At 44.9% G+C, this 20,827-nt stretch carries 18 protein-coding genes and 1 riboswitch; of the genes, 6 read left to right on the forward strand and 12 right to left on the reverse strand.

Features of this window, described 5'->3' with window-relative positions; genetic code table 11:
* Window positions 1-10: 10 nt before the first annotated feature.
* Window positions 11-463 carry an RNA recognition motif domain-containing protein gene (locus tag AC6I7V_RS13180; RefSeq protein WP_032553404.1) on the forward strand — a complete coding sequence of 151 codons (453 nt, stop codon included), beginning with the start codon at window positions 11-13 and terminating at the stop codon, window positions 461-463.
* On the opposite strand, the gene murI is transcribed toward AC6I7V_RS13180, so the two are convergent.
* Genes murI through btuB form a run of 3 tightly spaced genes read right to left on the reverse strand, consistent with a single transcriptional unit; the run spans window position 426 to window position 3,842 of the window.
* Complete coding sequence (murI, locus tag AC6I7V_RS13185) at window positions 426-1,226, reverse strand: glutamate racemase (RefSeq protein ID WP_498011006.1); 801 nt, start codon at window positions 1,224-1,226, stop codon at window positions 426-428. The two genes, AC6I7V_RS13180 and murI, sit on opposite strands and share 38 nt — an antisense overlap.
* Before the next feature lie 59 nt (window positions 1,227-1,285).
* Entirely contained in the window at window positions 1,286-1,957 is a 672-nt protein-coding gene (locus AC6I7V_RS13190) for a Dph6-related ATP pyrophosphatase (protein ID WP_498011007.1), read from the reverse strand.
* 49 nt (window positions 1,958-2,006) lie between these two features.
* Window positions 2,007-3,842, reverse strand: a complete 1,836-nt coding sequence (gene btuB / locus AC6I7V_RS13195; protein ID WP_498011008.1) for a TonB-dependent vitamin B12 receptor — start codon at window positions 3,840-3,842, stop codon at window positions 2,007-2,009.
* Window positions 3,843-3,882: 40 nt separating this feature from the next.
* Window positions 3,883-4,086, reverse strand: a riboswitch (cobalamin riboswitch).
* A 154-nt stretch (window positions 4,087-4,240) separates the two neighbouring features.
* On the opposite strand from btuB, the gene trmA reads away from it, so the two are divergent.
* Complete coding sequence (gene trmA, locus AC6I7V_RS13200) at window positions 4,241-5,353, forward strand: tRNA (uridine(54)-C5)-methyltransferase TrmA (RefSeq protein WP_261882232.1); 1,113 nt, start codon at window positions 4,241-4,243, stop codon at window positions 5,351-5,353.
* A 155-nt stretch (window positions 5,354-5,508) separates the two neighbouring features.
* Here the strand turns inward: trmA and AC6I7V_RS13205 are convergent.
* The 3 genes from AC6I7V_RS13205 to fabR all read right to left on the reverse strand — a co-directional run bounded on the left by AC6I7V_RS13205 (window position 5,509) and on the right by fabR (window position 8,077).
* Window positions 5,509-6,944 (reverse strand): IS1182 family transposase gene (locus AC6I7V_RS13205; RefSeq protein WP_498010706.1). Its coding sequence is split into 2 segments (ribosomal slippage): window positions 5,509-5,771 and window positions 5,771-6,944, totalling 1,437 coding nucleotides; the frame shifts between segments, so codons are not numbered across the junction.
* A gap of 120 nt (window positions 6,945-7,064) precedes the next feature.
* The gene (locus AC6I7V_RS13210) at window positions 7,065-7,436 is read right to left on the reverse strand and encodes a YijD family membrane protein (protein ID WP_261882233.1); all 372 of its coding nucleotides are present in this window, start codon (window positions 7,434-7,436) and stop codon (window positions 7,065-7,067) included.
* Window positions 7,436-8,077 carry an HTH-type transcriptional repressor FabR gene (fabR, locus tag AC6I7V_RS13215; protein WP_032553397.1) on the reverse strand — a complete coding sequence of 214 codons (642 nt, stop codon included), beginning with the start codon at window positions 8,075-8,077 and terminating at the stop codon, window positions 7,436-7,438. The genes AC6I7V_RS13210 and fabR overlap by 1 nt, the downstream gene beginning before the upstream one ends.
* 327 nt (window positions 8,078-8,404) lie before the next feature.
* Between fabR and sthA the strand changes: the two genes are divergently transcribed.
* A complete protein-coding gene (sthA, locus tag AC6I7V_RS13220) occupies window positions 8,405-9,805 on the forward strand; it encodes a Si-specific NAD(P)(+) transhydrogenase (RefSeq protein WP_255229654.1) in 1,401 nt (466 codons plus the stop codon).
* Between the two features lie 153 nt (window positions 9,806-9,958).
* Here sthA and dinF read toward each other — a convergent pair whose 3' ends face one another.
* The 3 genes from dinF to lexA all read right to left on the reverse strand — a co-directional run bounded on the left by dinF (window position 9,959) and on the right by lexA (window position 13,005).
* Window positions 9,959-11,314, reverse strand: coding sequence for an MATE family efflux transporter DinF (gene dinF, locus AC6I7V_RS13225; protein ID WP_498011009.1), 1,356 nt, complete (start codon window positions 11,312-11,314; stop codon window positions 9,959-9,961).
* Window positions 11,315-11,411: 97 nt separating this feature from the next.
* Window positions 11,412-12,287, reverse strand: coding sequence for a class I SAM-dependent methyltransferase (locus AC6I7V_RS13230; protein ID WP_420856583.1), 876 nt, complete (start codon window positions 12,285-12,287; stop codon window positions 11,412-11,414).
* Between the two features lie 97 nt (window positions 12,288-12,384).
* On the reverse strand, window positions 12,385-13,005 hold the full coding sequence (gene lexA, locus AC6I7V_RS13235; RefSeq protein WP_255229652.1) for a transcriptional repressor LexA: 621 nt from the start codon (window positions 13,003-13,005) through the stop codon (window positions 12,385-12,387).
* Between the two features lie 372 nt (window positions 13,006-13,377).
* On the opposite strand from lexA, the gene plsB reads away from it, so the two are divergent.
* Window positions 13,378-15,801, forward strand: a complete 2,424-nt coding sequence (gene plsB, locus AC6I7V_RS13240; protein WP_498011010.1) for a glycerol-3-phosphate 1-O-acyltransferase PlsB — start codon at window positions 13,378-13,380, stop codon at window positions 15,799-15,801.
* Window positions 15,802-15,922: 121 nt separating this feature from the next.
* A protein-coding gene (locus AC6I7V_RS13245; protein ID WP_498011011.1) for an IS1182 family transposase occupies window positions 15,923-17,358 on the forward strand; the annotation gives its coding sequence in 2 pieces (ribosomal slippage) (window positions 15,923-17,096 and window positions 17,096-17,358; 1,437 coding nt in all).
* Between the two features lie 119 nt (window positions 17,359-17,477).
* Here the strand turns inward: AC6I7V_RS13245 and ubiA are convergent.
* Window positions 17,478-18,332 (reverse strand): 4-hydroxybenzoate octaprenyltransferase, encoded by an 855-nt coding sequence (gene ubiA / locus AC6I7V_RS13250; protein ID WP_255229648.1) that lies wholly within the window; start codon window positions 18,330-18,332, stop codon window positions 17,478-17,480.
* Window positions 18,333-18,872 carry a chorismate lyase gene (locus tag AC6I7V_RS13255; protein WP_255229647.1) on the reverse strand — a complete coding sequence of 180 codons (540 nt, stop codon included), beginning with the start codon at window positions 18,870-18,872 and terminating at the stop codon, window positions 18,333-18,335.
* A gap of 161 nt (window positions 18,873-19,033) precedes the next feature.
* Between AC6I7V_RS13255 and AC6I7V_RS13260 the strand changes: the two genes are divergently transcribed.
* Window positions 19,034-19,441, forward strand: coding sequence for a flagellar basal body-associated protein FliL (locus AC6I7V_RS13260; protein WP_498011012.1), 408 nt, complete (start codon window positions 19,034-19,036; stop codon window positions 19,439-19,441).
* A 46-nt stretch (window positions 19,442-19,487) separates the two neighbouring features.
* On the opposite strand, the gene ltrA is transcribed toward AC6I7V_RS13260, so the two are convergent.
* Complete coding sequence (gene ltrA / locus AC6I7V_RS13265) at window positions 19,488-20,780, reverse strand: group II intron reverse transcriptase/maturase (protein WP_498011627.1); 1,293 nt, start codon at window positions 20,778-20,780, stop codon at window positions 19,488-19,490.
* Window positions 20,781-20,827 lie beyond the last annotated feature (47 nt).

Consider the following 20,827-nt stretch of genomic DNA (forward strand, 5'->3'; position numbering starts at 1 on the left):
GTAATCCGATATGAATTCAAAAAAATCGATGTTGTTAATTGTCGCACTGGCTGTATTAGGCGGCATTGTGTTTTCACAGGTTGATATATCGCCTGCAATTACTTTCGTTCTCGGTGTCTTGGCTTCAGCTTTTATTCTTAACCTTTCAGGCTCAGACACAAAATCAGATTCAGAACCTAAAGCTTCAACTCAAACCCTATACGTGGGTAACCTTCCATATAAAGCCAACGAATCACATGTTCGCGAACTTTTCTCTGAACACGGTGAAGTATTTGCCGTAAGACTAATGAAAGATAAGCGCACTGGTAAAAGAAGAGGATTTGGTTTCGTGGTGATGGCTAGCAACGATGTCAATAACGCCATTGCTAGCTTAAATGATAAAGACTATATGCAGCGTACATTGAAGGTACGTATCGCAAATGACCCTAAGCACCCTGAAGCGGACGGATCTGAACAGGCATAAAACCCATTTCTTTTAATGTTCTATTGAGTGCACCTTCTTTTCTTAGAGGTGCACTACAATATACCTCTCTTATTCCCACCACTTTATCTTCACTTTCGACTTCTAATAGGCTTTGCACACGTTTGGCGATCGCACTGCCCGAGTCCACTAGCATGACATCCTCTCCCATTACGCTCTGGATCTCTTCTTTTATTAGTGGGAAATGCGTACACCCTAATACAGCGACATCTACAAGATTCATCATTGGACTGAGAATTTGAGCCAACTCCTCGAGGTTAACGCGCTCCCCACGTAATTTCTCTTCTGCCATGTCCACCAGCTTTGTCGAACCCAATAGTTCAACGTGCTTATCACTAGAAAAGCTTTTGATCAGATCATGGGTATATTGACGAGTAATCGTCGCAGGCGTAGCAATCAGACCAACCGCTTTGTTTGCCATAAGAGATGCAGGCTTGATCGCCGGAACGACACCAACGATTGGAATCGTATTATTGGCACGCAAGGTTGGAAGAACAATGGTACTTGCGGTATTACACGCAATCACAACGATATCGATAGAGTGGCTTTTAATAAAGCTAGCGACAATTTGCTCAACTCGATCTATCAGAACCTGTTGTTCCAATTCACCATAGGGATAGGCTTCATTATCGAAAGCATAGATATAGTTATGGTTCGGCAGTAGCTTGTTTATCTCTTTATAGACAGATAAACCTCCAACGCCCGAATCAAATACCAGTATGTTTTTTTGTTGCTCGCCCAACACTGCATCTACCTATAAATAAGTTCGCAGCAATCATACCTCTTCACTTATTATTCGCCAACTTAGTCACAGCTTATGTTAGCCAAGTAACGTTGATGTACGAAACGTTCCCCTCTATCGACTTCAAGCAACGAAACCTTTATTGCCCCATCAAATGAGGGTGCTTTAATTACTAATGTGTGGAACTCTCCATCCTCTCCGCAAGGGTCGACTCCGTTGGGGAGGTTCTCTAACAATGACTTTGTATAAGCTTGCCCACAATACTCTGCGGACAAAGCATTGGTATCGACAGTCACTAAGAAGGTTTCGATACCTCTTTCTATTATCTCACCGGCCAGTTTACTGCTCTCTTCTCCAAGCAGTGGGAATACACACTCCCAGCCAGCCGGTTCAATATAGCTTCGACGATAGTCAGCAATGCCATTACAAAACATGTCGCCAAATGCGACCGCATCAATGGTTAAACTCGATTGCTTCAGTGCATTTACAATAGTGCTCTGATAAATCTCGTTTGATGGGAACACTTCCGGCAGCTCGATCATGATGATAGGCAAACCGAGCAATTCCGCCTGCATCGCAACCACTTCTCTCGGGGTTGCTTGAAAAGGCACTTCGTCGCCGACATAAGTTGTGTATAGGCCAACCACTTCATAATCAGGACTTTCTACTAGTCGCTCAAGGGTTAACGTAGAGTCTTTACCAGAAGACCAGCTGATGATGACTTTCTTTTTCATATTGGATATCTATCGATAAGAAAAAACCGCCCGAAGGCGGTTTAGGTAATTAGAATTGGTATGCCAAGTTAAGGTAATACGCTCTTTCAGCTGCAGGGTAACCTAGAGCAGTTTCATACTCTTCATCGAATAAGTTATCTACACGAGCACTGATTGTTGTATTCTCATTTGCATAATAGCTAACGGCTGTATCAACCAATGAGTAAGACGGTAGGGTTACATCACTATAAGGCCATGTTCCATAATTAACATCAGGTCGTTTTCCAACATATTGATAGCTTATCGACCAATCAACAACATCGAAGGCTACAAGCGCATTCCACTTGTATAGCTCTTTTGCTCGGCGTTGTAATTGCTTACCATCATCACCCTCGGCATCTTTATAATCCGCACTCAATTGGTGTTGAATGATACCTGTGTCAAACTCAGCAGTAAGTTCGACACCTTGAATGTGAGTCTCGCCATCAACGTTAATATACTTGTAAGTTGTTGGATGATAGTCAATTAAGTTCGTTATCTTGTAATCATATCCCGTCAATGTCCAATATACGTCCTTCACTACCCCATAGAAACCTAGCTCAATCGCATCAGATTCTTCAGGTTTAAGATCTTGAGTTCCGTATGAAGGATCATACTGTTGGTAAAGGTTCGGAGCTTTAAACGCGGTGCCATAAGATGTTTTAATACCAAACTCAGGAATAAACTGATAGCCAGCACCTAGGTTGTAGGTAGTCTCAGTTCCAAACTCTTCATTATCATCAACCCTAGCACTAGCTTCTATAGTCGCTGACTCTAAAGTTATTGAAGACAAGCCAAATAGAGCTAAGTTAGAGCGGTCGAAAGTTTTGTTTGCATTTTTATCAACGTAAGATTCATCACGCCAGTCTGCGCCACCAGCAAGAACCACATTTTTGTTTAGTTGATAACTGTTAATCCATTGAACATTAGTTTGTTCAAGTTCATCTTGAGTACCTGACGTTTTGCTTTTGCCGTACTCGTAGTTCCATGAGTCTTGGCTTTGAACAGTAGCTTGCACTTCTGAACGCAGCTTAGCTCCTTGGTAAGCTCCACCAATAGATACTGATAAGTCGTCCTTTTCAGATTCCATGTAACTACGGGTACTGTATGTGCTGTCATATTGGTAAATATTTTCATAAGCACGAACATTGCCAAATACACTAAACTGTTCATTCAAGTTATGGGTATAACCGATCAGACCATTTAGTGTTTCGAAACCATGACGGTCGCCATCATTTAACCCTGGTACAGGCTTAACATTATAGCCTTCGTCGCTTTCGTGGCTAGCAGCCAGATTTAGCTGACCATTTTCAGATGTTGCGATCCCTGAAGCTAAACTCAGCTCTTCGTAATCTAAGCTACCCAAACCCGCACTCAACGTTGTTGATTCTTCCGTAGCACGAGCAATAGTAATGATATTAATTACACCACCGATTGCTTCCGAGCCATATAAAGACGCTCGAGCACCTCGAACATACTCGATACGTTGAACGTAACTTAAAGGAATTTGGTTGAAGTCAACCGCACCTTTTGCCGCTCTAGCAAATCGAACTCCATCAACTAAAACCAGTACCTGATCAGAACTTGTACCACGAACAAATATAGAAGCTAGCTGACCCCTACCACCATTTTGCGTTATTTGAATCCCAGTCAGTCGACGTAGTACGTCAGGAATTGTTTTAGCTTGTGTTCTCTGAAAATCTTGACGAGTTACCACTTCGACATCGGCTAGCGTTGAAGCTGCAGACTGCTCAAAACGGTTCGCCGTCACTACCATGGTTTCATCGGCAGAGGCTTCTTGGGCGTGTAAATTGGAGATAGGTGAAAGCAGCGACGCTACAGCTATCGCTAAAAGGGACTTGTTCATATTGTGATCCTAAATCGCGTAAATTCCTACCAAGCCAAATATTGCGGCTTAGCTGCTGGCAGGTATTCGGACTCAAGAGCTCAACCTAGTGGTTACCTAATATTCGACTTCCCACATAATCCTGTATGCAGTGTCTTGGTGAATACTCGTTCTCTTTTACCGCTGCGCGTCAGTTCTGGATTTACACCAGATTCCCTTTCAGCCATCTATACATCTAAATGACACCAGCTGGAAAAGGATACTATTGCCCTATCGATAATTTGTCTAGTTTAAGATAGTTATAAGCTATAGTTTTCATGGCCAATTTACAGGTAATGACTCTCAACACTGGACAAGAGGCTGTGATTGAATAAAATCTGCGCTCTTGATTTGAACGCACCACAGCAAAAGGCATAACAATGGCGACTTTAGATGTAAACCCACAACGCTACCAAGAACAACTAACAGAAAAGACCAAGCGTCTGACTGAGATGTTCTCACAATACAATGTGCCTGAATTGGAAGTGTATGAATCACCAGAACAGAATTACCGTATGCGCGCAGAGTTCCGCGTGTGGCATGAAGGTGATGACATGTACTATGTGATGTTCAATCAAGAAACCAAAGAGAAGTACCGCGTTGATCAGTTTCCAGCAGCAAGCCGTCTTATCAACGACTTAATGCCGCTACTAATGGAGGCAATGAAAGGCAATCCTTCACTGCGTCACAAACTGTTCCAAGTCGACTTCCTTTCAACCCTAAGCGGTGAAGTACTTGTATCACTGCTATACCACCGTCAACTTGATGAAGAGTGGATTGAAAACGCGAAAGCACTCAAGCAACAGCTCAATGATGAGGGGTTCAACTTAAACCTGATTGGCCGTGCGCGTAAGATGAAGATTGTGCTAGACCAAGACTACGTAATTGAAAAGCTTAACGTGAATGGTGACAGCTACATTTACCAACAAGTAGAGAACAGCTTCACACAGCCTAACGGTAAGATTGCGGAGAAAATGCTGGAGTGGGCTGTAGACTGCACTCAAGAAAGCAAAGGCGACCTACTTGAGCTGTACTGTGGTAACGGAAACTTCTCTTTAGCGCTGGCACAAAACTTCGAACGAGTACTAGCAACAGAACTGGCTAAGCCATCGGTAGACTCTGCGCAATACAATATTGCAGCAAACAACATCGATAACGTTCAGATCATTCGTATGTCGGCTGAAGATTTTACTGAAGCGATGGAAGGTAAGCGCGAGTTCCGTCGTCTAAAACAAGCTAATGTCGACCTAAAGAGCTACAACTGCAACACGATCTTTGTTGATCCACCGCGATCAGGCATGGATGTTGATACATGTAAAATGGTACAAGGCTATGAGCGCATCATGTACATCTCTTGCAACCCAGACACACTCAAAGAGAACTTGGACATTCTAAGCGAGACGCACAACATCACGCGTTTTGCTCTGTTCGATCAGTTCCCATACACTCATCATATGGAAGCAGGTGTGTTCTTAGAGCGCAAAGCTAAATAGAAACGATAGATACAAAAGAACCGACCTTAATGATCGGTTCTTTAGATCAAAAAAACGAGCCACGCGGCTCGTTTCAGATTGCTGACGAACCCCACTTTTTGAAGTGGGGTTCTCTTTTTCGAGCGGCCGTAGGCCGCGATCGCGATATTTTTTTATTATGCGAAGTTTGGAAGAGCCCAACACTTAAATTGGCATCTAGACGCCATAATTTGACGTATTTGGGACATATTTAGCCCTATTTTTTGTAAATAGCTCACCACCAAGGCTATCTTCTTGATGTTTTGAGCGGCAGCTGCCAACCAACATTGCATTTGCACTTTCGAGAGCCCGCGGAAGCGGGCATAACGGTGACCATGGTGCTGCTTAGCGTCGGCGAAGCTCCGCTCTACCGTCTCACTTCTTCGCCTATACGTCTTTTTCCATAAGGTGAGAGCCGCATTTGGTTGGCTCTATCCATCGCGTCCGTATAGATGTGTCTTGTAATGACTTTCTTCATATTTTTACTTTGCGTACAGTCATCTCTCATTGGACAGAACGCACACTCTTTCGGGTCGGAGTGATACTCACGATACGCATCTCTAGACGTTGTTTTATAGATGAGCTCTTGACCGTTAGGGCAGCGGTAACTGTCTCGCTCTTCATTGTAGATGAAGTGCTTTTTCTTGAACGCATTCTTTGTTCTCGATGGTCTGCGATAACCGAACACGCCCAAGATATTTCGACGCTCTAATGACTCAGCGACTGGCGCAGTGAAGTAGCCCGCGTCGAGTCCAACGGCGATTGGATTAAGGTTAAATTGCTCTAGGGTATAGTCCAGACGCTTCACATAAGGTTGAGAGTCATTGATATTACCTGCTGTGACATGGGTATCTAAGATAATGCCATGCTGTCCATCCACTGTACGGTGGTCGAGATAGAAGAAGCCTTGGGGCTTATTATCTCGAGTCATGAAGCCACTTTCCGGGTCGGTAGTACTCGTTTTGGTGTTCTTAGTTTTAGGCTCAGCGGTACGTGACTTTAGAGGTTTCTTACCCTCTTTCTCTCGGTCTAGCGCGACATCTTCATCGAGCATATCAAGATAAGCACTGGCGCGAACCTTAGTCACTTTGTTCGTGTGCTTATTTTTGTTGGCATTGGCTTTTAGGTGCGTGCTGTCAGTAAATAGTTCTTGGCCTGCGACCAAACCTTTCGCCATTGCCTGCTCTACGATATTGATAAAGATACGCTCAAACACATCGGTACCATTAAAGCGGCGAATACGGTTTTGGCTGAGTGTCGATGCATGGATAACTTTCTCTGTCAGTGACATACGCAGGAACCATCGATAAGCGACATTGACTTCAATCTCTTTCACGAGTTGTCGCTCGCTTTTTATTCCGAAGAGGTAACCAAGCAGGATGATTTTAAACAGGCGTACAGGGTCAACAGGTGGGCGACCGTTGTCTTTACAGTAGAGGTGAGCGACTTCATTACGGATAAACTCGAAGTCGATGGCTTTATCTATCTTACGAACTAAATGGTTCTGAGGAACGAGCTGTTCCATGGTGACCATTTCGAGTTCATATTGTTGAGGTGAAGGCTCTTGAAGCATAGTGAGATATCCATATTTCGATACCCCTATTAGATCAAAGGTCTAGCTTGAAAGCTAGACCTTTGTCAGCAGTCTGAAACGAGCCACGCGGCTCGTTTTTTATTGTCTATTCAGCTGAAGTTACGCTGACTTAGACATAAATCCTAGTTTCTTGCCTACCCAAGCGAGTAGTAGCATTGCCACGACAATAGCAAAGAAGTTAGAGCCCGCTTCTGGGTGTTGTGCTTTCACAAACGCCGAGTGACCAAATGCACCAACGAAGAAACACGCTAGACCAACTAGTGGGATATCTTCAGATACTGGGTTTGCTAGGTACTCTTGGTATAGAGCTTGAACAGCCAGTACTAGCGCAATAAGAGGGAAAATAGAGAAACCAACTTCGCTCATCGTTACCCAAGATAACAATGCGTCACCACAGACACCCGCAACAAGAGCCAGTACCAGTGTTTTTCTTTCTGAACCGCGGTTCACAGTATTCTTTTCATTCGACATTATTCAATCCCGCCTTTTAGTCGGTTACGTTCACGTTCTTTGCGATACCAATAAGCCCCTTTGGCTATCATTCGCAATTGCATAATCAACCGCTCAGCAAGTTCATCTCGCTCACGGCTATTTAAATCCAAAGCTTCTGCGCCGGAACTAAATACCAAGGTGACTGATGCTTCTGCTTGGGTAAAAGCCTCTTCACGAGTCATCCCTGTACCTATTAGATATTCCGTCATTTCCGCAACAAAGTGCTGCATTTCTCTTGCGACGGCTGTTCGAAACTCAAATGAGGTTCCTGAACGCTCGCGCAATAACAGTCTGAATACGTTTGGGCTGCTTTCGATGAACTCCATAAAGGTTTCAACCGAAGTGCGGATAACACTGCCTTCTTTGACGATTCGTTGCCTTGCCTGCCGCATCAACTGGCGCAATAGCAAGCCACCTTCGTCGACCATGGTCAAACCGAGTTCATCCATGTCTTTGAAGTGACGATAGAAAGAAGTTGGAGCAATGCCGGCTTCGCGAGCAACCTCTCTTAAGCTCAGATTTGAAAAACTGCGGTCAGCACTCAACTGACTAAACGCAGCATCGATTAAGCTTCGACGAGTTTTTTCTTTTTGCTGTGCGCGAATTCCCATTGGTTTCATACTTTATCAATTTCTTCTTTTACAGCCTAAACAGGCATGCCTAATACTCAGGTAAATATAACTCGAATCACTCTATTTTATAAGGCATTCTCGCTATATATGACATCAGACACCCCTCTTTGTTCACGTACCGAAGTAAATACGTTCGAGAACAAAATTTCAATCGCGGAGCTGTAATTTGGAGACATACAACATACCAAATATAACTTTTTCTTTAACACTGCGTGATCCGCTCGACTCTCTGATGTCCTTTTCATGTACCAAATAACGGAATCAGTTAAAATCTGGCTAAAGCAATGTTAAACAAATATAACAAGGAAGATATCTATGTCGCATTCGAACCACTTTGATGTGATCGTGATTGGTAGTGGCCCCGGTGGTGAAGGGGCAGCGATGGGATTAACCAAAGCCGGGTTGAATGTTGCCATCATTGAAAAAGAGAGCAGTGTAGGTGGCGGGTGTACTCACTGGGGTACCATCCCATCGAAAGCACTACGACACGCCGTTAGTCGTATTATCGAATTCAACAGCAACCCACTCTTTTGCCAAAATAACAAAAGCCTCCACGCAACCTTCTCTGACATTCTTGGTCATGCTAAATCCGTTATCGACAAGCAAACGCGACTTCGCCAAGGCTTCTACGATCGCAATCAATGCACATTAGTCTTCGGTACTGCACGCTTCATTGATAGCAACACGGTTTCTGTTATGCAAAGTGACGGTACAGAAGAGCTTTACTCTGCTGACAAGTTTGTAATTGCGACAGGCTCAAGACCTTACCAACCTGAAAACGTCGACTTCCTACATGAGCGTATTTACGACAGCGACTCCATCCTGTCACTGAAACACGACCCGCAACACATCATCATTTACGGTGCTGGTGTTATTGGTTGTGAGTACGCATCTATCTTCCGCGGATTGGGGGTAAAGACAGACCTTATCAATACTCGAGACCGACTATTGTCATTCCTAGACAATGAAACTTCTGATGCGCTCTCTTATCACTTCTGGAATAGCGGTGTCGTCATTCGCAACGATGAAACGTTTGAGCGAATTGAAGGCACAGACGATGGAGTGGTCATCCACTTAGAGTCAGGTAAGAAGATGCGTGCAGACTGCCTGCTATATGCAAATGGCCGAACGGGTAATACCGACAAACTTAATCTCGAAGCGGTTGGTTTAGAAGCAGACTCACGCGGTCAAGTCTCTGTCAACGCCAATTACCAAACCAGTGTTAACCACATATATGCTGTGGGTGATGTGATTGGCTACCCTAGCCTAGCGAGTGCCGCATACGACCAAGGCCGATTTGTCGCGCAAGCCATTGTCAAAGGCGAAGCCGAAAGACACCTGATTGAAGATATCCCAACCGGCATCTACACCATTCCAGAGATCAGTTCTGTTGGTAAAACCGAGCAAGAGCTTACTGCAGCCAAAGTACCTTACGAAGTGGGACGTTCTTCATTCAAACACCTAGCCCGTGCGCAAATTGCAGGTAAAGACATCGGTAGCTTAAAGATTCTATTCCATCGTGAAACCAAAGAAATTTTGGGCATCCATGTATTTGGTGAGCGTGCCGCAGAGATCATTCACATCGGCCAAGCGATTATGGAGCAGAAAGGCGAAGCGAATACCATCGAGTATTTCGTCAACACAACCTTCAACTATCCGACTATGGCAGAAGCATATCGTGTTGCTGCCCTTAATGGTTTGAACCGCTTGTTTTAAATAAGTGTACAGCTCTGGGAGCATTTGACCACCTATAGGCAAAATACTAAAACAGCAAGCACACACGCTTGCTGTTTTATTTTAAATCAAACACTTAACAACACTCAGAGAGTAATTAGATCATGGTGTTCTAAATGCTTATCTATCTGTACACTACGCTAAAAACTCATTCCTTTTCCACTGTCTAACAAACAATACCGCCAGTCCAACTCCGCGCATCCCCATGAAGAAAATCATCGCAAACCATAGTGCATGGTTCTCTAACGATGAGGCTAAAAAGAAGATAAGGAAGAACGTGCAAGTCGCAACAAACATGCTATTGCGCATCTCTTTCCCCTTGGTCGCGCCGATAAAAATACCGTCTAGCAAGAAGCACCACATCGACACCAACGGCATTGCGACGAGCCAAGGCAAGTAAATCATTGCCTGCGCTTTTACCTCAGGTATAGTTGTGATCATATTTATCATGTTGCTACCTAGCATCATGAACACCGCAGTCAGGCCAAGGCAAATGATCAAGCTCCAGAAAAAAGTACCTACGAGGGACTGATTCAACTCTTGCTTATCTTTAGCACCAATGGCTTTTCCTACCATCGCCTCCATCGCATAGGCAAAACCGTCCATCCCATAAGAGATGATCATCAAGAAACTCATCAGTACCGCGTTGGCAGCAACCACATCATCGCCAAAACTTGCGCCCTGGAAAGTCATAAAAGTAAAAGTGGCTTGCAAGCACAGAGAACGTAAAAAGATATCACGATTGAGTTTGACGAAACGAGAAAGCCCTTGAGTGGTCTGTTTTATCAAAGACAAAGTTGCGGGCAGCTGCCTCTGTGACCAAACACGTGCTACGCACATCAAGCCAAACAACAGCCCTACGTAATCGGCCAGCACTGACGCATAAGCTGCCCCTTCAACTTGCCAACCGAGTCCAATCACAAACACCACATCAAAAACAATATTAGTGACGTTGGTGATGATCACCATCCACATCGGCGCCTTGGCATTTTGTGTTCCAAGCAGCCAACCAAGAATCACAAAATTACTCAGGGCTGCGGGAGCACTCCAGGCTCGAATCGAAAAGTACTGCTCACCATAAAACTTCACTTGCTCGCTAGCACTACTGAAAGAGAACACCAGTTCAGCGATCACGCCATGCAGCAGTAAAAATAGTGCAGCAAAAGCTAAACTCATGGTTATGCCCTGCACGAACACCAGACCCAATTGCTGATTATCATTGGCACCATAAGATTGCGCCGCTAAGCCCGTCGTCGACATTCTTAGAAAGCCGAGTAACCAAAAGGTCACACTGATCATAGTGCCACCGAGTGCTACACCACCTAGATACCAAGCGTGCTCTAGGTGACCGATAACAGCTGCATCAACCAAACCAAGCAGTGGGACGGTTATATTGGAGAGAACCATAGGTATCGCGAGCATGAGTACTCGCTGGTGCACCGATAAATTCGTTAGAGTTTGAACAATAGATTGGGGGAGAAATAGCTTCACGATCACCTCTTTGATTTGAGGTGATAGTTTAACCTAGGGGGTAGAGATTCACTATGTGATGACTAAAGCTTAATCGTGCTCGAGGTGGAGAATCCCGCTACCACTTCATCACAATAAGTTGTGGAGTCAGTCGCTTCTTGTATTGAGTCAACTTACTCAACATTCTTTGCCATAGCTTCCAGCGGTTACATTGCTGATCCAAAGGTGAGAAGGCTTTGACCCATTGAGTCCATGGTAGCCAATTCAACACACTATCAACGGGAGAAGCCAAACCGTGCGCGTATTCGCCAGAACCCAGCTTTTGACCAAGCTTGCTTGAGGTCTTATCCCCCGCAAGAACTAAGCAGGCATGCGCATGAGTAAATTGACGACTCAACGCTTGAGTAAAATGCGCGGTGGTTTGTTCATCGCAATCGAGCAGTGCATGTTCACAGACGATCAAAACAGGGGCTTGCTCTGGAATATTCAGTTCATCAAGACAAGTCAGATCATTTACTGAGCCACATTCTAAGCGATAGCGTTCATTTTTATGAAATAAACGCTGACGCCATACCAAGTTTTCAGTGACATCTAGTTCTACCCAGTGACAACGACCATTGTCCAAGCGGTAGAAACGTGTATCAAGCCCTGCTCCAACGTTAATAATCCACGCTTCAGGGTTATGAGACAGATACTGTTGGATTTGATTGTCACAAAGCTGAGTCAATGTTGCGTAAAGAAGCTGTTGTTGATCGAGCTCTCCCGTTAAGCATTCAGGGGCAAGACGACAACGAGTACACGCTTGAGCAGCAATTGGATCGTAAACGAGGCCATCGTCAGCGAGACTTTCTCGGCTGCGAAACCAAAGAGGTTGGATAAGGTTACTGGGAACATGAAATTCAGAATGAACCATGTCTTGCTGAGCCATCGGCTTACGGGCAGCGCCATGCTTTGAAGAAAGCAGTGCTGACTGAGGTTTATTTTGATTAGACATGTTCATCTTCCTTGTAGCTTGACAAGGAAGATGATAATGAATATCAATTACAATAACAAGCTATTGAGAATAAATATCAATAACTCATTATGTGATATTACATCCAATCTGTGTTGCGAATAATACCAACCGCTAAACCTTCAATGGCTAAGTGCTGGGTTTCTAAATCCACTTGGATTGGAGAAAACTCTGAGTTTTCAGCATGTAGCAGTACTGTTGAGCCTTTACGCTCCAAACGCTTAACCGTTACATCATCGTCGACACGAGCAACCACAACCTGACCATCGCGTACGTCTTGCGTTTTATGCACAGCCAGTAGATCACCATCCATGATACCGATGTCTTTCATACTTTCGCCATTCACGCGCAATAAGAAGTCTGCTTGTGGCTTAAACATACCAGGATCAACTTGGTAATGTGTTTCTACATGCTCTTGAGCAAGGATAGGCTCACCCGCCGCCACTTGACCGATCAAAGGCAGACCTTCTTCGTCGTTGGCAGCGTCATCAAGCAAGATGCGAATACCACGAGACGCACCCGGAATGATCTCAATAGCCTCTTTTCGAGCTAGAGCTTTTAAATGTTCCTCTGCTGCATTAGCAGAGCGAAAGCCTAATTCACGCGCAATTTCAGCACGTGTCGGTGGCATACCGGACTCTTCGATCTTGTTCTTTATCAGGTCGAAGACTTGTTGTTGGCGGGGCGTTAACGGCTTCATGAGTCACCTGTCTTTTTATACAGTTGACTGTGAGTATATCCAGTAACTGAACAAAAGCAAAGCAATTGGTTGTTTTTAGTTCATTTTTAAACAATGAGCTCATTTTTATGACTTTATAAACAGTCAACTAAGTTATTGTTTTAAGCAATGGCTTTAAAAATTAGTGACGATTAAACCTATACTCAATCAGTCGATGAATGATTTTCCGCAAACTTAACGTCATTATGACTAATTCCATTAAAAGGTTAGACCAGTTTCTGGTATTCTTGCATCGATTAAATTTACGCCTAAGCCTACCTCTATTTAAAACCACCCATGAAACATAGAGATACGCTTGAGCATGACAAAAAACTACTGAGGCAGTGAACCTATATGTCTTCTGGACAATCTTTTTCACGTTCAATGATGAAGTTTCCTTTATCGGTATTGGTAAAAGGCACATCCATTCCTTCAAACCCTATTGAAGATTTGAACATTGATTTAGGCAAACCAATTGTATATGCGTTGCCTTTCCGCTCGAGTGTCGATCTCCTAACTCTACAAAAACATGCATTAGAGCTTGGACTTCCTGATCCACTGAGCCCACTTGAGATTAACGGTAAATCACTGCAACGCTACGTATTTATCGCGTCGCGCAAAACCCTAGTACAAGATGATGACCACATACCTAGTTCCTCGATCGCAGTATTCACTGAGCTGCTTCAGCTTCATGAGTCTGACTCAGAGCTAGACGTTCAGGTTATCCCAGCGACCGTATTGTGGGGCCGTAAACCGGGGAAAGAGAATACCCAAAAGCCTTATCTGCAAGCGATGAATGGATTAGAAAAGTCAAAAGCGGTTCTCTTAGCTGGCCGCGACTGTTTAGTTCGTTTCAGCCCAGTGGTATCACTGCGCTACATGGCAAACTCTCACGGTACTGACAGCACCATTGCGCACAAACTAGCGCGCGTAGCTCGTATCCATTTCTCTCGCCAAAAACTCGCGGCGTCTGGTCCTAACCTTCCAAGTCGCCAAGCGCTATTCAACCGCCTACTAAAATCAGAAGCGATCAAAAAAGCGATTGAGGATGAAGCAAAGTCAAAGAACATCTCGATCGAGAAAGCGAGCAAAGAAGCACAAAACATCATGGATGAGATTGCGGCTGATTTCTCTTACTCTCTGATCAAACGCGGTGAGAAAATCCTAGGCTGGCTATGGAATAAACTTTACCAAGGCCTGCACATTCACAATGCGTCTACGGTTCGTAAGCTGGCTCAAGACGGCCACGAAATTGTTTATGTACCCTGTCATCGTAGCCACATGGACTACCTACTACTCTCTTATGTGCTTTACCACGAGGGTATGGTTCCTCCACACATCGCAGCGGGCATCAACCTCAACTTCTTCCCAGCTGGTCCTATTTTCCGTCACGGTGGGGCGTTCTTTATTCGCCGTAGCTTTAAAGGCAACAAGCTGTATTCAACGATTTTCCGTGAGTACCTAGCTGAGCTATTTGCGAAAGGTTACTCAGTTGAGTACTTCAGTGAGGGGGGCCGCTCTCGAACGGGTCGTCTACTGCAAGCAAAAACCGGCATGTTGGCGATGACGATTCAGGCAATGCTGCGTGGCATGAATCGCCCTGTTACTCTAGTGCCTGTTTACATTGGTTACGAACATGTAATGGAAGTGGCGACTTACGCGAAAGAGCTGCGTGGTAAGCGTAAAGAGAAAGAGAATGCAGGTTTAGTAATTCGTACCATTCGTAAACTACGCAACTTTGGTAAAGGCTACGTTAACTTCGGTGAACCCATTCAGTTGAACCAATACCTGAATGAACATTCTCCAGAGTGGACCAAAGACATCGATCCTATTGGCACGAGCAAGCCACAATGGATGACACCAGTTGTGAACGATCTGGCCACTAAGATGATGACACACATTAATGATGCAGCAGCAACCAATGCTCTGACTTTGTGTGCAACCGCTCTGCTGGCGTCACGTCAACGTGCACTGTCTCGTGATTCACTGGTTTCACAGATTGATTGCTACCTGTCGCTACTGAAGAATGTGCCTTACTCTGACACATTCACAGTACCAAAAGACAGCGCAGAAGACTTGGTCAAACACGCTGAATCTCTGAATAAGTTCTTGATCGAATCAGACACTATGGGCGACATCATTTCGCTCGACCGTCACCAGTCGATCTTGATGACTTACTACCGCAACAACATCATCCATCTATTTGCGCTGCCATCATTGGTCGCTCAGATGCTAATTCGTCAACGAGAGTTATCGATTACAGATATTCAAAACAATGTGGCGATCATCTATCCGTTCCTGAAGAAAGAGCTATTCCTTAGCTATCCAGAAGATAAGCTAAATGAAGTTGTCGCCAACATTATCTCTGAATTGGAACGCCAAGGTATGATCAGGACCAAAGACAACGAAGTCACGATCAACCAATCGAACAGCCAACCGTTGATGCTACTAGGACGAACTATCTCTGAAACACTGCAACGCTACTCTATTGCATTGAACCTGCTGGCGGAGAATCCAGACCTCGATAAGGCAGAACTTGAGCAGAAGAGTCAAGATATCGCACAGCGCCTAGGTCGTCTGCACGGCATCAATGCTCCAGAGTTTTTCGACAAGGGTGTATTCGCGTCAATGTTCGCAACGCTGAAACAGCAAGCGTACTTAGATAGAGATGGGAACTGCGATCTAGAAAAGACCACGGTTTTCGCTAAGTTGCTTTACTCGATGCTTTACCCTGAGGTCCGCTTGACGATCGAAGAGAGTATTCATCAAGCAGAATAATTCGATCAAAGGCTTAAAAACAGAAAAGGCACTCATTGAGTGCCTCAGACTGCTGACAAAGGTCTAGCTTTCAAGCTAGACCTTTGATCTAATAGGGGTATCGAAATATGGATATCTCACTATGCTTCAAGAGCCTTCACCTCAACAATATGAACTCGAAATGGTCACCATGGAACAGCTCGGTCCTCAGAACCATTTAGTTCGTAAGATAGATAAAGCCATCGACTTCGAGTTTATCCGTAATGAAGTCGCTCACCTCTACTGTAAAGACAACGGTCGCCCACCTGTTGACCCTGTACGCCTGTTTAAAATCATCCTGCTTGGTTACCTCTTCGGAATAAAAAGCGAGCGACAACTCGTGAAAGAGATTGAAGTCAATGTCGCTTATCGATGGTTCCTGCGTATGTCACTGACAGAGAAAGTTATCCATGCATCGACACTCAGCCAAAACCGTATTCGCCGCTTTAATGGTACCGATGTGTTTGAGCGTATCTTTATCAATATCGTAGAGCAGGCAATGGCGAAAGGTTTGGTCGCAGGCCAAGAACTATTTACTGACAGCACGCACCTAAAAGCCAATGCCAACAAAAATAAGCACACGAACAAAGTGACTAAGGTTCGCGCCAGTGCTTATCTTGATATGCTCGATGAAGATGTCGCGCTAGACCGAGAGAAAGAGGGTAAGAAACCTCTAAAGTCACGTACCGCTGAGCCTAAAACTAAGAGCACCAAAACGAGTACTACCGACCCGGAAAGTGGCTTCATGACTCGAGATAATAAGCCCCAAGGCTTCTTCTATCTCGACCACCGTACAGTGGATGGACAGCATGGCATTATCTTAGATACCCATGTCACAGCAGGTAATATCAATGACTCTCAACCTTATGTGAAGCGTCTGGACTATACCCTAGAGCAATTTAACCTTAATCCAATCGCCGTTGGACTCGACGCGGGCTACTTCACTGCGCCAGTCGCTGAGTCATTAGAGCGTCGAAATATCTTAGGCGTGTTCGGTTATCGCAGACCATCGAGAACAAAGAATGCGTTCAAGAAAAAGCACTTCATCTACAATGGAGAGCGAGACAGTTACCGCTGCCCTAACGGTCAAGAGCTCATCTATAAAACAACGTCTAGAGATGCGTATCGTGAGTATCACTCCGACCCGAAAGAGTGTGCGTTCTGTCCAATGAGAGATGACTGTACGCAAAGTAAAAATATAAAGAAAGTCATTACAAGACATATCTATACGGACGCGATGGATAGAGCCAACCAAATGCGGCTCTCACCTTATGGAAAAAGACGTATAGGCGAAGAAGTGAGACGGTAGAGCGGAGCTTCGCCGACGCTAAGCAGCACCATGGTCACCGTTATGCCCGCTTCCGCGGGCTCTCGAAAGTGCAAATGCAATGTTGGTTGGCAGCTGCCGCTCAAAACATCAAGAAGATAGCCTTGGTGGTGAGCTATTTACAAAAAATAGGGCTAAATATGTCCCAAATACGTCAAATTATGGCGTCTAGATGCCAATTTAAGTGTTGGGCTCTTCCAAACTTCGCATAATAAAAAAATATCGCGATCGCGGCCTACGGCCGCTCGAAAAAGAGAACCCCACTTCAAAAAGTGGGGTTCGTCAGCAATCTGAGGCACTCATTGAGTGCCTTTTTTACAAGTGGTGTTTTTTACCAGAATGCGATAAGTAAACCTGCGGTCACTGCCATTCCAACATAGTTATTATTTAAGAAGGCTTGGAAGCATAAGTCTCGATCACGGTGACGAATCAGATGCTGCTGGTACACAAACAGTCCACCGGCAACCAACAAACTCCAATAAAAACTCCCACCTAGTTGATAGTGCATACCAAGCACAATCAACATTGCTAAAGTCATCAACTGCAACACACCAATCACTAACTTGTCTTGGCGGCCAAACAGAATCGCCGTCGATTTAATACCAATCTTAAGGTCATCATCTCGATCAACCATCGCATATTGAGTGTCATAAGCGATGGTCCATAGTGCGTTGATGGCAAACACAAACCACACAACGCTCGGTAGTTCATTGGTTTGTGCAGCCCACGCCATAGGGATCGCCCAACTGAAGGCCAGACCCAAAAAGAGTTGAGGTAGATGAGTAAAGCGTTTCATGAAAGGATAGATAAACGCCAAGCCAACGCCAACAAACGACAGCTGAATTGTCAGCGTGTTCATGGTTAACACTAGTAGAAAAGAGACAATGGCTAGCACCAAAAACAACACTACCGCTTCTTTACTCGATACGGCACCGGAGGGTAAAGGTCGCTGCTTAGTGCGCTTTACATGACCATCAACTTTGCGATCGGCAAAATCGTTGATCACACACCCCGCCGAGCGCATTAACACGACACCCAACACGAACACCACGAAGACCGACAGATCCGGTAGACCATTGGCGGCAATCACTAGCGCCCATAAGGTTGGCCACAACAATAATAAGGTTCCAATCGGGCGGTCCATTCGCGTTAACTGCCAATAGGCTTTCGCTTTCGTGGCCAGCATTTACACACTCTCCTTAGAGTAAATGGGTGAAGTTGGTAAAAAAAGTTCCGCCACTAACATGGGCTTATGATTCATCCATAAACGCGATCGGCGAGCAAGCAAACGCTCTTCACCGACCACAACCCAACCGACTTGCAGCGCATCACGCTTAACATTCTCTGCGCTAAACACCGTCAGTCCGAGTGGGACATTACCTTGCTGAGACAGATCTGAGTGTTGGTCATCTAGTGTAAGACGCGGGATTAAGGTACGGCCAAGTACCCAAGGCTCACCATCCCCCTCCAAGATAACCTTACGAAGTAAACAATCTGATGATGAAAGCAAAGTCTCTTCGTCGTGCTGTAGTGTTGAGCGCTCCACGACTTGATTATGAAGTAACTCGACCGATAAGTGCTCACAACACTTACCCAAACGACGAGATAACGAACCTTGCTCCATTAACCACCCTTTGATGGTTTGATTCGGAAAATCAAATTTTTCTGTATTTTGCCAATCTACATTCATTAACGAATTAAGATACAGCGATATTGGCTGATTCATACTGGTATTCAATAGGTGACTTTACACGTACAATAAAGCATCAACTTACGAGCTGTTTTAACCGCAAGCTGTGTTATAAACGTATTTAGATTTAGACCGCTCATTGTAACAAGACAAACGCGTTTCGAATATCGCGATTAAACTAAAGAAAAGTCACAAATATGCACAAACGTTATGTAGCCCAAATATTTCTAGCGATCTCTCTACTTTTTTCTTTGCCTTCATTGGCGGAAGAGGAGTCAGCGCCCAAATTGGCATACTTTACGCTAGAACCTGATCTCACCACCAACTTCTATACCAAGGGCAAAAAACTGGGATACATTCAAGTGCGCATCGACATTATGGTTGCTAACTCAACTGACCTCCCAACGATTGAGCTACACCAACCTCTTATTCGCGATGCTGTGATTGAGCTGCTTGGTAAACAGAATGAAGAGACCATTAAGTCTCTTTCTGGTCGTGAAGACTTACGTAAAACCCTAGTTGACCGACTTAATGAGATCCTATTACCTGAAACAGGCAAAACCATCATTGCCGACCTCTTATTTACTAAATACCTATACCAATAAAGAAATAACAAATCGAGTAGGAGGAGGCCTCACGGCCTCCGTCCTCTCACACCACCGTACAAGCGTAGGTCGCATACGGCGGTTCCGAATATATTTTCAGTGACTCATACCCGTCTCGTAACGAGTATAATTCCATCTCATTGAACCATTTAACTGGCATGGCGTGATTCACCTGAGGCGTTAACGTCAGATGCCACCAACCTTTATCTGACATCGCTAGCTTCCACGCATTGCGCTCTGTTACACCTTGTCGCTGTAACCATGTCGCTATGCTGTATCTGCGTTTGCGCTGCTTCAGTCGGTAGCATCTTAATCGACGCCGTATCCATTCGTCTAAACGCTGCATCGCGCTCTTACGCAGGGCGAGCTTGAAGTAGTGCTGCCAACCTCGTAGGTATTGGGTTAACTCGGTGATTATTACCGATAACTCTCGACCTCGATTTCGCTTCGTTATTCTCCGCACTCGCTTCTTCATTTGAGCTTGTGCCGATTTTGATATCAGGATGGTTCCGTCTCTCTTGAAGCTATGGCTTAAATAAGCTCGCTCCGTCACTCTTGTTGCTGCACTTTTCTCACGATTTACCGTGAGCTTTAGCTTCTGCTCCAAGAACCCCGTTATCGACTCTTTGACTCGATGGGCGGCTTCCTCACTACGAACGTAGATTTGGCAGTCATCTGCATATCGACAGAACTTATGCCCTCTACGCTCTAACTCTTTATCCAGTTCATCTAATACGATATTGGAGAGTAACGGAGATAATGGACCACCCTGTGGTGTTCCTCGTTGTCTTCGTTCAACTAACCCATCTCGCATTAAGCCTGCCTGTAGATATGCCCTGATTAGCTTTAATACTCGTTTATCACTAATGTCCTTAGATAACCTGTGCATCAGCCTATCATGGTTCACTGTGTCGAAGTATTTCGCTAGATCGATATCCACTACATAACCTCGACCCTCTCTGATGTAACGGCTTGCGGTCACTAATGCATAATGCGCACTGCGGTTTGGCCTGAACCCATAACTGCTGGCGGAGAACTTAGGCTCATAGATATCAGTCAGCACCGATGTAATTGCCTGTTGAACAACCCTATCAAGCACCGTGGGGATGCCTAGTTGCCTTACACCACCATTAGGTTTAGGGATTTCTGCACCAAGGACTGGTTGAGGTTGATAGCTTCCGTCCAGAAGACTCTGCCGGAGCTCTTGCCCATTTGAAGCTTGTCGAAGTTTACAGATAGTCGCTTCGATATCGAGTCTATCGACACCTGCACAACCCTTATTCTTCTTCACGCGTCGAAGAGCATGGTTCAAATTCACTGGAGAGCAGATTTGCTCCATCAGCGGAGTTGGGGTCACCAAGACTCGTCCTCCTTTCTACGCCGATC

Source organism: Vibrio sp. KUL70, assembly GCF_059725515.1.